The following is an 11770-nucleotide window of genomic DNA, read 5'->3' on the forward strand; positions in this document are numbered from 1 at the left end:
AGAAAAAGGTATCTCTATGCAGATTAAAATACCGTCAAAAACCTTCCAATCAATGATGTATAGCCTGCTGCTAATGACGATGGCAGGCTGTTCTCAACCAGATGTTCCCGTCGAAAAAGTATCAGTTGTGCAGCCTGTGCAAGAAAAGTTTAACGTTATATTTGGTGGCACTGATGTGGGTGGCATGACTGTTGATCGCGATGGTCAAAACATCGATATTGATTTTTCATTCAGTAATAACGGTCGCGGTGCCAGTGCAAAAGAAGTGCTACAGCTGTCTGATAAAGGTTTCCCTATTAATTGGAAAATTAACGGTAAAACGGTTTTCGGTAATGAGGTGGATGAACAGTTTAGCGTAGAAGGTAGTAAGGTAAGCTGGCAGAGTTTATCTGAAAGTGGCAGTGCTGAGTTTAATCCTAATGCGTTATTCATTGCACAAAACGCCAGTCCTTACGCGCTGTATATCTACGCTAAAGCTTTGCTTGGGCAAGCGACCTTGTCATTACCTGCATTGCCTGCTGGCGAGTTGACAATTAGTCAGGTTAGCGACCTTGTGCTTACTGATGCGAATAACACTAAGGTTAATGCAACGATTTATGCCGTTAAAGGCATTGACCTTGACCCTAGTTATATTGCCCTTGATGACAACCAGTTAATGCTGGGATATTTATCGCCACGCGTGGTGATTATTCGTGAGGGATTAGAAGCACAAAGTAAGCTGTTAAGTGATCTAGCGGCTAATTTAAATGCCAGCCGATTCGAAAAAATTGCTCAAAAAGCGATTCATCAATATGACAAGCCGATACGGATTAACAACGTTAGAATTTTTGACCCTGTTAGTATGCAATTGACTGCGGCTAAATCTGTTTTGCTTGAAAACGATAAGATTAAGGCTGTTGAAGCCATAGTTGATTCGGCAAAAGAGGGCGAGGTGTTAATTGAGGGTAACGGTGGCACATTAATCCCTGGCTTGTATGAAATGCACGGCCACATGAGTGATAACGACGCCTTACTGAATGTATTGGCTGGCGTAACCTCTGTTAGAGATATGGGCAATGAAATTGACATTCTGGACTCATTAATCGACAAAATTGAAAGTAATCAAATTATTGGCCCACGCATTACCAAAAGTGGTTTTATTGAGGGTAAAAGCGAGTTTTCTGCGGCGACGGGAGAAATGGCATCAACAGAGCAAGAAGCGGTTGATCTTGTGAATATGTATGGCGAAAAAGGCGACTATTTTCAAATCAAAGTATACAGCTCGATTAATGGTGAGTGGGTGCCAGCTATGGCCAAAGCCGCCAAAAAGCATGGTATGCGTGTTACAGGACATGTTCCAGCGTTCTCAACCGCAGATGAAATGATTGCCGCAGGGTATGACGAAATTACCCATATAAACCAAGCAATGCTAAGTTGGGTGCTTGATAAAGATGAAGATACCCGTACGCTTTATCGTATTACTGGCATGAAGCGTTTTGTTGGTTTAGATCTTAATAGCGACAAAGTACAACATACCTTAAACACTATGGTTGAAAAAAATATTGCGGTTGATCCTACACTTGTTATTCATGAATTAGGCTTAACGGCTAGAAACGGTGAAACGCGGGTTGGTGTTAAAGACTATATTGACCATATGCCAGTTGGTGAGCAAAGAAGCGCGAAAGTCGCCTTGTTGAATGTGGCCGATGAACAAGAGGATAAGGAATACCGTTTAGCGTTTGATAAAATTATTGAAACACTGGCATTGATGCATAAAAAAGGTATTTTTATTGTTCCCGGTACCGATTTAGGTGGTGCTTTTGAACTGCATCGTGAGTTGGAGCTATTCAAAAAGATAGGTATGTCTAATGCCGAAGTATTACGTCGGGCTTCATACGATATGGCGAATTACTTAGGCTATGGCAAGCAGCTTGGCAGTATTGAAGTGGGTAAGTATGCTGACTTTTTCTTAGTGCCAGGCGATCCAATAGCTGATCTTCGTGCCATTAAAACTGTGGCTATGGTATCTAAAGGTGGGGTTATTTATTTCCCTAGTGAAGTTTACCCTGAGTTTGGCATTAAGCCTTTTACCGCAATACCTACAGTTGTTGAATAACTAGGCTAAATTAAGTGCTCGCTAGGCTGTGGCATTCTGAACTCAGGGTGTCACGGCTGAGTATTTTTAAATGTATTTGTGAATGCTAATGCGGATAACGTTATACGCTGTTAACTCAAACAATCTTTAACGACAAAAGCCTGTCGGCTCACATAGAGTTTTTGATGACTATTCAACCACACCTTTATTTCATTCCGTTAAATAATCAACTTAGTCGAGTTCAATTTGAACAGGGATTGGCTTTAGGCTGGTTAACAGAGGATGAGATAAACAAGGTACATCGCTATAAAGCCGAGCTGGCTCAACATAATGCATTACAGGTACGGCTAGCATTGCGGGCAGTGTTATCAAACCACAGTGATGTACTTCCTCAGCAATGGCTATTTGAATATGGTGATAAAGGTAAGCCGAGTTTATCTGCTGAGTTATTTGAGCGTAGCGGATTACATTTTAACTTAAGCCACAGTGGTGACTGGTTAATGATAGGGGTGTTACCGTGTGCTAATTTGAGTGCAAAATATGTCAACAATAAAGCGATATTATTTGGTCTTGATATTGAGCGCGTGCGAGCCAGTACTAATATTCAACCTATTTTGAATCATTACTTTACTGATGGTGAAGTGGCTGATTTAGTCGCCTTACCCTATGTGTTACAACGGCAACGTTTTTTTGATTTATGGACCTTAAAAGAGGCGTACATTAAAGCGACGGGTAAGGGGTTAGCACAATCCTTAAGCTCATTTTCGTTTGCATTTACTGATAACAATGTGTTTCAAGCAGACTGTTTTTCTGTTGCTAAAACAGCGTCTGTTGCTGCGTTTGAATCTGCTGTTGTCAACACTGCTGAGCGTGCACCATCGGCCATATTATGCCGCCATGATGATATTCACTTTACTGCACCTACTACCGATAACTCACAATGGACTTGCCGTTTTGGGCGCTTAACTGACACCTATCGATTCAGTTTTTGTATCGGCGTGAATACTGTATTGAATGAAGATAATGGCATTAAACGCGACAATGATAACTTAGCGGCTGGAGTGAATATTACTGAGCCAATAATGGTATTAACATCATTGGCTCAGCTATTGTAAATCGTTCGATTGAACAACGATTGTGATTAATGACTATCAGCAATCGTTATTTGTAGCTTAGTACTTAGCTGATTAGTACTTAGCTGCTTGATCCGGCTTAGGTAAACTAGAGAGAATAAAGTCGCGTAAGTCTTGATTAGATTGCTTTAAATCCTCATAACGTAAATACATCATATGCCCACTTCGATAGCCTTTAAACGACAATCTATTTTTCATTTGGCCGCTGCGGTCTAACTGCCACATGGTGTATTTGGCATCAAAATAGTTGGTGGCGCCATCATAATATCCTGATTGGATCATCACATTAAGATAGGGGTTTTGTGCCATGGCTAAACGCAAGTCTTCACCGGAATGGTCATTGCTTTTATCCCACGGATGAACCGGGCCAAACATATTGTATTTCATATCGGTTTTATAATTTAACTCAGTGCGAAGATAGTCATTAATCGCCGGAGTAAAGCTGTGCAACCATGATGTGAGCTCAGCGTTGTAATCTGGACGTGCGCCAACGGTTTTTTCATCAATGCCTAAGTAACGTGAGTCTAATCGTCCAACCGTTTGCTGACGATCACGCAGTAAGGTTTTCCAAAAGTAGTCGGTATCGATATCTAAATTACTTTGCAGCACTTCAGTCACACTTAGACCAGAATAATGGGCCACTTGCTTAGCAATACGCTGTTTTTCGGCATCATCAATAAAGCTGCCTTTGGCTAATGCGGGTAAATATTGATTAATGGTAAAGTTTTCTACCTCAGCTAATAGCGGGGTTAAATCCTGTTGCTGTAGATCGTCTGCGAGCACTTTATGGTACCAGGCGGTGGCGGCAAAATAGGGGAGACGATTGGCGGCTTTTACCGGACCATTACGCTCAATGCCAATATCAGTCGGCGATACAAGAATGACACCATTAGGATACATCCATTGGTTTTTTTGTAACTCCAGTGCTAAACCAGATACTCGTGTGGTGCCATAGCTTTCACCGATTAAATACTTTGGTGAGCGCCAGCGCTCGTTTCGTGACACAAAGGTGGTGATCCATTCGGCTAAATAACTGATATCAGCATTGACACCAAAAAACATTTTTTGCTGCTCATCTTTTGAAGGCATTTTACCTTCAGCATCGGGCAATACGCGTGAATAACCGGTATTCACCAGGTTAACAAATACAATGTCGGCCACATCTAAAATAGAGTAATCATTACTTTTTACCCCATATGGTTGCAGTGGATAACCTTCATTATCAACATTGAGCACCCGCGGCCCAGTATAGGCAACATGCATCCACACTGACGCAGAGCCTGGGCCACCGTTAAAAGAGATAACCAGAGGGCGACTGCTATTATCTTTAATATCAGTGCGCTGGTAGTAGGTATAAAATAAGGTGGCAGTAGGATTACCTTGTTCGTCCCACACTGGTTGTGTGCCGGTAGTGGCGCTATAAGCTATTTTTTTATCTAATATGGTGGTTTTATGCTGAGTGATAACGTTTTGATCGATTGGGATTTGACGTTTAACTCTGTCGGCGATGTTATTGCTGTTACCGGAATTGTTATTCGCGCCGCTATTGTTATCGGCAGCATAACTGGCTGAAGTCGATAAACTTAATTGCATACAAAATAGTACAGTGCAGGATGTGACCAAAAGTTTGCGCATGGAAACGTCTCATTTTTATTAGGATTTGGATGAAGATTAACATGTAACTTAACAAACTCAGTTCTGTCTGCATCAGCAATTTGTAACACTTTGTATAACAAAAAGCCGCCATCAAGATAAATTGATGGCGGCTGTTTATTCGCAGCAGTGCGTGTTAACTAAAGTGTTTACTAGCAAATCAGGCTATTCAGCTAAAGGCACTATTTCAAATTGCTGGTCAAATTGAGCTATTTTACCAAAGGCGTTTGCAGCGACTTTCTATTGCCTTGCTAAACGATTTGAGTCCGGAGGGTTTTCAAAATCGCTGCGATAAGGGTTAATATCTAGACCGCCTCTGCGAGTATAACGCCCATAAACCGTGAGTTTTGTGCAGTGGCAATAATGTTTCAAGTCAACAAAAATACGCTCTATACATTGCTCATGGAACTCATTATGTTGACGGAAAGATATCAGATAACGTAACAGCTTTTCACGGTCTATTTTCGGCCCTTGATAACGGATCATCACGCTACCCCAATCAGGCTGAGAGGTAATTAAGCAATTAGACTTCAGCAAGTTAGAGTTTAGGGTTTCAGCAACGTTTTTCTCTTCTGAACCACTGTCGAGCAAAAAGTCAGGATTAAAGTCATAATTGTCGACTTCAATGTCCTGATCATCAATACAGGTACCAGGCAGTTCTATAATACGTTCTAAGTTAAAGTGCTTAGGTTCAATCACTTTAACAACCACATCACCCTGGGCACAGTGTGCTAAGTCTTGTTGTAATATTTGCTCAACAGCGGTAACACTGTCGAATTTTGTTTGATTAAAGCTGTTTAAGTACAACTTAAATGACTTTGACTCGATTAAATTAACACTGTTTATATCAAGGCTCACTTCTGCGATGGCAACCATTGGTTTACCTTTACTGTTTAGCCAAGATAATTCATAAGCTGTCCAGATATCTGTGCCATGAAAGGGTAAATCATTGGTTAACTCAATAGCATCTCGGTTCAGTTTACGCGGGACCCCTTGCAGCAGTGATACATCATATTTATCTTGGTACTCAGTTGTTTGGCCTAATGTTAAGCCTTTGAGTGCTTCTGCATCACTATAAGGATCGTGATTGTGTGTCATCTAATCGGTTTCCATGTCAAAATATCGTTTTATTATAAACTACGAGAAGCGCTAGTGTCTTGTTCAACCGCACTTGAAAATTTTATACATAAGTATTTGCTCGCATATCAAGATGCACTGTCGGAATTACCACGATATTACCCTATGGGTGAAGATTCTGCTTGTATTCATGGTCAGTTTGAGCAAAACAGTAATCATACCGTGTATTTTAAACCTTTTAAACGTAAAACATCAGCAGATTTTAGTAATGTTGAGCATGCGTTAGGGTTATCGCTGCATATTGATATTAATCAATACTATGGTCAATTTTATAGCGCGCCGTTAATGTTTACCTCAACCTGGGGGGAAGGGGAGTTGTTGCAGGCATGGAATCAACAAGATTTTGAATATTTGCAGCAAAACATGATTGGCCACTTAATGATGAAGAAAAAACTTAAACAAGAACCGACTTGGTTTATTGGGGTGTTAGGCGATGGCGATCAAATGCTAACGGTTGATAATGAAACCGGTAGTGTTTGGATTGAAATACCAGGTGACAGACCTAAACAAAAGTTGACGGATTCATTGAGTGCTTTTATTGAGCAAATATCTCCCAGAATTACCCCGCCAATTAAACCCGATACCACGGAAGATACCGAGTGGCAGCATCCGGGTATTTGGCAACGTCTTAAATTGATGTGGCAATACCTGTTACGGAAGAAGTAAACCGTTTTATTGATGATCCCATGACAGGTTTGAGATGATACGACAGGTTTCACAGCGGAAGTGAAACATATCTAATAGTGGTTCATCTAGCTTCCACTTTGCGCTGTTGCACTTGGGGCAAGTTCGGCTTTGCTCTGCGATTAAACTTTCTCCTCCGACTCGATACAAATAGTAATAAGTTGGAATTTCAGTCAGATACTCTATTCTGGCGCATAGATCACTACCTCGCCTGAACATGTCGCTGCTTACTGTGCTTATTTCTTCAAGTGCAGCAAATTCTGCTTTGGTTGCGGCTGCCATTTGTAATTCATCACATGCTTGCCATTCGCTTTGCCATTTTATGATGCGCTTATGATCGCCATTGAAGGTCGCGGGGATCTGATAAAGCGGGATTGGCAGTAAATTATCACCGCTTCTTAATGGTGAACACATATGCACATAACTAGTGTACAGCAGCTGCCAGCTTGCGGGGTCAGTGTTACTGACTTCTGAATTAATGTCCTGGCCAATAAACTTCTCCCTTGGGGCAAGTAGCTTAGCGTCAGTTAAGCCATTTATTGCAGATTTGACCCAGGGACTATTATGACGTTTTGCTAAGCTGGTTTTTTCTGGCAGCATCAAACGTACTTTAAAATCACCATCATTAAACGCGACTGCAAATTCTCTGCCCAATATTTGGCCATTGGCACGCAGTGCTTCTAAGTAGTGATTAATCGCTTTTTCGGCACTAGAGATCGTGGTATCAGCAAAAGGTTCAAAGCGTAATTCAATCACAAACATTATGGTGCCTTTTGTGCTGGATGTTGTTCAGCTTGTTGTGCCAATTGTTGATTAAGCTGCTGTTTATTAAGTGCTTGCTCAAGTTGCGTAATACGCGACATTAATTGATCAAGTTGTTGCTGCATTTTGTTCTGTTGTTCAGCCATTTCGGTCAAGCTGAGGCTATTTTGTGACTCATTTTCTGATACTTCATTTGGCACAAATTCCGCAATAGCTTGCCATTCAGATTTAGGTATTGCTTTAAATTGTTGAAGCCCTTGAATAATTAATGGCATCGGCACTTTACCCACACGGCCTTTAATTAAGGCAACATTGGGTGTATGTCCATTGATGGCGATGGCTTTAGCAGCCGCGATAACATGTTCAATTGGACTCATAAGTGGTGAAAACCCCTAATTTTTAATAGTGAGAAATACTATTTCAGTGTCGATTTTTCATTAATTTTAATTAAATCAATGTTATATGTGTTGGCATAAAAATAGCATTAAGAAATGTTAATTGAACTGTAAGGGTTAACTTACTCAATAGCCATTTATTCTAACAAAAAGGAAATAACATGAAATCAAAATTAATGGGCGCAGCAATCATTACCGCAATATCTTTAGGCTTAAGTGGCTGTGTATTCAACGTGGGTGATCATGAATCTGGAAAAAGCCACGATTACTGGGAAGTGCAGCAAGAAAAAAACCGCGATAGCTTAACAAAGCTGTCGTTAGGAATGACCTTAGATCAAGTGCAAGTGATTATGGGCACCTCAGACTTTAGTGAGGCATTTGTGAACCAGGCAGATAAAGAGCAGGTTAAAGTATTATTTTATCGTACCCAGTGGGCGAAAGGTGATGGTAAAACAACCAAGGACGAATGCACACCCATTGTATTTAAAAATAGTGAGTTAGTAGGCTGGGGCGATACAGCCTACAAACAAATTTAATCGTTATTCAGTCTAGTCGCTCATGGCTAACTAGCATTGGTCGATCTTAGCATAACGTCCAATTGGTCTATCACTTCTGACCATTGGGCGTCTTCATTTAATGCTTCTTGCAAAAATGTTTTTTGAGCAGTCGTCCAAAATGGCGCGTCAACCAATAGCGTGTGTTTGTCTATTTGATGACTAGCAATAAATGCAGTCACTTCATGTTCTTCATAAGCTAAACCTAGTTGCATAAATAAATGGTTCAAATCTGTTGTGGTGGTATCCATTTGGGCCCCTTTGCTGTTATTCACTTTAGCTTTTTTGATTGCAATCAGTATTGCTGTTGTTGCTGTTAAATGCAAACCGAGGTGTGCAACCTACTCACTGTTATCAATAGATGTTAATTGATATTGATAGGTGATTGTTTCGGTCCTATTAACTTGCTAAGTTAATGTTGAGCATAAAATGATCAAGGAACAATAATAATGGATAACCAAACCTTGGAACAATGTAAAGCTGTGTATTTAACCGCTGAAGATTTACGTATAGCCGCCTCTATTATTTATAACGCTTATCACGATGACCCATTTTTTTTAGAGGTATTTGGCAATCAAGATCGCAGTATGTATGAACAAAAGTTACGTGCAGCCATTCGTGAAGAGTTAAGTGAGCTTTGGCAGCAAGAGCAGCCTTTAATTGGCTGGTTTGATGGTGAGCGATTAATTGGGGTAGCTTGTGTAGTTACCCAACAAATTCCAATAGGTCAATCACGTTATTGGCATTGGCGTTTAAAAATGGTGTTAGGCACCGGTTGGAAGTCTACCCAGGGGTTAATGGAAAAAGAAACCTGCTTATTAACACACTTACCCTCGGATAAATGCGGCATATTGCAGTTTATAGCGTTAACGCCGAATGAACAGCGCAAAGGTAATGGCAGTAAGTTAATTCAAGCAGTGTTGAGTTGGTGTGATGAACAACCTCAGTTAGATGGTATTGGCGTATTTGTTAATAACCCAGTTCATAATAAGGTGCTTAGTCTTCAAGGTTTTAAAAGTATAGCCAGTGTTAAGATTGGCCTAGTTGAAGGCGAAATTTTATTTTATGAAAAATGCATGGTAAGCGATGATGAGTAAACAATATAAAACATTTAAAGAGTTTTACCCATTTTATCTCACTCAGCATCAAGACTTAGTATGCAGGCGACTACATTATCTTGGCAGTACCATTATTGTCGTTTTGCTAATCAATACTTTTATTAATCAACAGTGGTGGCAGTTAGTTTGGTTGCCGGTGATTGGATATGGTTTTGCTTGGCTGGGACACTTTTTATTTGAGCAGAATCGTCCCGCAACTTTTACTTACCCTTTATATAGCTTACTTGGAGATTGGGTAATGTACGGACAAATGTTAAAAAGAGTGTTATCAAAATTAATCGCTAAGTTTTAATTGCTCGATGTCTTGTAAGCCTTATCCTACAGTTATGTAGGTATTATTGGGTTTTACTGTAGTACAAAATCAATTATTAATTTTAATTTATTTATATATCATGTTCTTATTGTTTTTATTTGTTTTTTGTTGAGGATGTTTTTTTATTTGTATCAGTGTCGTGTGTTTAAATGCAGGCGGTTAGAGATACAATAGTGACATCAAGTGAATGAGGTCAGTAGGTTTGCTCAGGACGAGTAATAATATTATCTCACTGCTTTGAATATCAGGGATGAAACAAGGACACGCTCAAGGATTATGGGCATGAGCTCGGTAAATGGATAACCGAAACAAGGATGAGTGGAAGCGTAAGCTAACACAAGGAATCAAGGATAGGACTGCAGGATGCACAGGGACGATTCAACGGATTTGAATTTTCAGCCATGGATGACTGAACAAGGGATTGAACTCAACTTACATGAGTAAAGGAATGTTGAGATAAAAAGGAATAGGGAACCGCTAGGATAGCGAATCGCATGGATGGAGCAGGGAGCACAAATTTAGCAGGATGGCTAACAACAGTGTTAAATGGGCACAACCTATTAGGTTGTGCCTTTTTATTTACTTAGAATAAGTTAATAAAGCATTACCGATCGCTTAACTCTACAAACCTTGTGAGAGATATCTCACAAAGCGTGTAAGCCTAATAGGTTTTAATGGTAATGGACTACTTACATGTTTGAGCTTTATACATGATATTAAAAGGTTTTATTTTTTATTGGCTTTTTTGATGCTGTTTGCTTTTTGTTACGGATATGTTTGAGCCTATTTCGATTCAATCATTTCCACTATTATTACTGCAGCTAAGGAAAGCATGACATTGGAATGTGATTAAGCAGGATGCTTGTACAATGGATGTGTTGTTATGGAAGACAACGAAGCTGTAATAAAGGATATAAACTCGTTTTATGGATAAGGCGAGATAAGTGTCTAGGATTGACACTTAGCATAGTAAAAACCATCAGGATGATGCGGCTAAATAAAATGGATTTCAAGGACGATTCAAGGACACGCTTAGGATGGAGCAGGCTCGGTCAAAGGATAATCGAGTAAGAGGGACAGTACGCAAGTACAAGGATTTTCAAGGATAGAACAGGGATAGGTGCAGGAGCAACATATACGCATGGATGGTGCAGGGAGCAACCAAAATAGCGGGAAAGCTTAACAAGAGATCAGAAGGCCGCGACTTTATGTCGCGGCCTTTCTTTTTGTGCTGCTGTAAATAACCTCAGCCAGGATAATCCATGCTTACCAAACAGCCCTTTGACTTGCTAACTGTGTTATTTTTTACACAAGAGTACGTGCAATAGGCCAGCTATTGACGTGTTAATGTGTCTTGTTTTCAAAACAAACGACCAGTTTACGACAAAATAAGCTAAATCTGTTGAATTCAGCTTATTGAGCCCATCTCTTAACCCGAATTGAGGTTAAATAACATTAGGGTCTGTATGCAAATAATATGGCCTAAGCATAGGTGCCTAAGCGTTGACCAGAGCTTTTAAGTGATTTGATACTTTAAAACTCGGTTGGTTAAACCCGTCAATTTCCATTATTTCACCAGTCTGCGGATTGCGACCATTTTTAGGTAGATGAAACCGTAATTCGAAGGTACCAAACTGTGGGATATAAACCTTTTCTCCTTCACATAATGCTTGCTGAATTGTCGCCAGAATCTGTTCTAGCTGAGGCTTGCATTGGGTTTGTGGAAGGTCTAATTGCTGCGACATTTTACAAATTAACTGTTTTTTATTCATAGAAAAGAGTGCTTAGCTGAGTAAGTGGCATTGTTAGGACTTTATAGCAATTATGTTGTCTGAGTCCCAATTAAGTCTTGTTTATTTTTTCTAATCGTCTGTTTTTAAGGCTTTTGTTAACACGTTGCAGCATGGATGTTGTTTTTACATGTCAGTCTAAAGTTGGGCTTTTACT

12 protein-coding genes are annotated in these 11770 nt (G+C 40.0%); 6 read left to right on the forward strand and 6 right to left on the reverse strand.

Going from position 1 to position 11770, the window contains the following annotated elements; genetic code table 11:
- Window positions 1-16: 16 nt before the first annotated feature.
- Together L0B17_RS08850 and L0B17_RS18165 are read left to right on the forward strand one after the other, a co-directional pair.
- Complete coding sequence (locus L0B17_RS08850; RefSeq protein ID WP_235089408.1) at window positions 17-2095, forward strand: amidohydrolase family protein; 2079 nt, start codon at window positions 17-19, stop codon at window positions 2093-2095.
- Between the two features lie 164 nt (window positions 2096-2259).
- On the forward strand, window positions 2260-3189 hold the full coding sequence (locus tag L0B17_RS18165; RefSeq protein ID WP_272491892.1) for a 4'-phosphopantetheinyl transferase family protein: 930 nt from the start codon (window positions 2260-2262) through the stop codon (window positions 3187-3189).
- Between the two features lie 72 nt (window positions 3190-3261).
- Here the strand turns inward: L0B17_RS18165 and L0B17_RS08860 are convergent, their stop codons facing one another.
- Both L0B17_RS08860 and queF read right to left on the reverse strand, forming a co-directional pair.
- Window positions 3262-4842 carry a S10 family peptidase gene (locus L0B17_RS08860; protein ID WP_235089410.1) on the reverse strand — a complete coding sequence of 527 codons (1581 nt, stop codon included), beginning with the start codon at window positions 4840-4842 and terminating at the stop codon, window positions 3262-3264.
- 258 nt (window positions 4843-5100) lie between these two features.
- Window positions 5101-5958, reverse strand: coding sequence for an NADPH-dependent 7-cyano-7-deazaguanine reductase QueF (queF, locus tag L0B17_RS08865; protein WP_235089417.1), 858 nt, complete (start codon window positions 5956-5958; stop codon window positions 5101-5103).
- A 54-nt stretch (window positions 5959-6012) separates the two neighbouring features.
- On the opposite strand from queF, the gene syd reads away from it, so the two are divergent.
- A complete protein-coding gene (gene syd / locus L0B17_RS08870) occupies window positions 6013-6663 on the forward strand; it encodes a SecY-interacting protein (protein ID WP_235089418.1) in 651 nt (216 codons plus the stop codon).
- 6 nt (window positions 6664-6669) lie between these two features.
- Here the strand turns inward: syd and L0B17_RS08875 are convergent, their stop codons facing one another.
- Together L0B17_RS08875 and L0B17_RS08880 are read right to left on the reverse strand one after the other, a co-directional pair.
- Window positions 6670-7443 (reverse strand): Zn-ribbon-containing protein, encoded by a 774-nt coding sequence (locus L0B17_RS08875; protein ID WP_235089419.1) that lies wholly within the window; start codon window positions 7441-7443, stop codon window positions 6670-6672.
- Complete coding sequence (locus L0B17_RS08880) at window positions 7443-7820, reverse strand: hypothetical protein (RefSeq protein WP_235089420.1); 378 nt, start codon at window positions 7818-7820, stop codon at window positions 7443-7445. The genes L0B17_RS08875 and L0B17_RS08880 overlap by 1 nt, the downstream gene beginning before the upstream one ends.
- 179 nt (window positions 7821-7999) lie before the next feature.
- Here L0B17_RS08880 and L0B17_RS08885 point away from each other — a divergent pair, with 179 nt between their 5' ends.
- Window positions 8000-8374: a DUF3192 domain-containing protein gene (locus L0B17_RS08885; RefSeq protein ID WP_235089421.1), complete on the forward strand. Its 375-nt coding sequence runs from the start codon at window positions 8000-8002 to the stop codon at window positions 8372-8374.
- Between the two features lie 26 nt (window positions 8375-8400).
- Here the strand turns inward: L0B17_RS08885 and L0B17_RS08890 are convergent, their stop codons facing one another.
- A complete protein-coding gene (locus L0B17_RS08890; protein ID WP_235089422.1) occupies window positions 8401-8643 on the reverse strand; it encodes a DUF2789 domain-containing protein in 243 nt (80 codons plus the stop codon).
- A 198-nt stretch (window positions 8644-8841) separates the two neighbouring features.
- Here L0B17_RS08890 and L0B17_RS08895 point away from each other — a divergent pair, with 198 nt between their 5' ends.
- The gene (locus L0B17_RS08895; RefSeq protein ID WP_235089423.1) at window positions 8842-9489 is read left to right on the forward strand and encodes a GNAT family N-acetyltransferase; all 648 of its coding nucleotides are present in this window, start codon (window positions 8842-8844) and stop codon (window positions 9487-9489) included.
- Window positions 9482-9802 (forward strand): DUF962 domain-containing protein, encoded by a 321-nt coding sequence (locus L0B17_RS08900; RefSeq protein ID WP_235089424.1) that lies wholly within the window; start codon window positions 9482-9484, stop codon window positions 9800-9802. Before L0B17_RS08895 ends, L0B17_RS08900 begins: the two co-directional genes overlap by 8 nt.
- 1517 nt (window positions 9803-11319) lie before the next feature.
- Here L0B17_RS08900 and L0B17_RS08905 read toward each other — a convergent pair.
- Window positions 11320-11595, reverse strand: a complete 276-nt coding sequence (locus L0B17_RS08905) for an HU family DNA-binding protein (RefSeq protein ID WP_235089425.1) — start codon at window positions 11593-11595, stop codon at window positions 11320-11322.
- Window positions 11596-11770: the final 175 nt, after the last annotated feature.

It is taken from the genome of Shewanella sp. OMA3-2, from assembly GCF_021513195.1.
Classification (GTDB): Bacteria; Pseudomonadota; Gammaproteobacteria; order Enterobacterales; family Shewanellaceae; genus Shewanella.

Coding starts and splice junctions, on each gene's coding strand:
- L0B17_RS08850 (WP_235089408.1), top strand. CDS start 17: ATGCAGATTAAAATACCGTCAAAAACCTTCCAATCAATGATGTATAGC.
- L0B17_RS18165 (WP_272491892.1), top strand. CDS start 2,260: ATGACTATTCAACCACACCTTTATTTCATTCCGTTAAATAATCAACTT.
- L0B17_RS08860 (WP_235089410.1), bottom strand. CDS start 4,842: ATGCGCAAACTTTTGGTCACATCCTGCACTGTACTATTTTGTATGCAA.
- queF (WP_235089417.1), bottom strand. CDS start 5,958: ATGACACACAATCACGATCCTTATAGTGATGCAGAAGCACTCAAAGGC.
- L0B17_RS08875 (WP_235089419.1), bottom strand. CDS start 7,443: ATGTTTGTGATTGAATTACGCTTTGAACCTTTTGCTGATACCACGATC.
- L0B17_RS08880 (WP_235089420.1), bottom strand. CDS start 7,820: ATGAGTCCAATTGAACATGTTATCGCGGCTGCTAAAGCCATCGCCATC.
- L0B17_RS08885 (WP_235089421.1), top strand. CDS start 8,000: ATGAAATCAAAATTAATGGGCGCAGCAATCATTACCGCAATATCTTTA.
- L0B17_RS08890 (WP_235089422.1), bottom strand. CDS start 8,643: ATGGATACCACCACAACAGATTTGAACCATTTATTTATGCAACTAGGT.
- L0B17_RS08895 (WP_235089423.1), top strand. CDS start 8,842: ATGGATAACCAAACCTTGGAACAATGTAAAGCTGTGTATTTAACCGCT.
- L0B17_RS08900 (WP_235089424.1), top strand. CDS start 9,482: ATGAGTAAACAATATAAAACATTTAAAGAGTTTTACCCATTTTATCTC.
- L0B17_RS08905 (WP_235089425.1), bottom strand. CDS start 11,595: ATGAATAAAAAACAGTTAATTTGTAAAATGTCGCAGCAATTAGACCTT.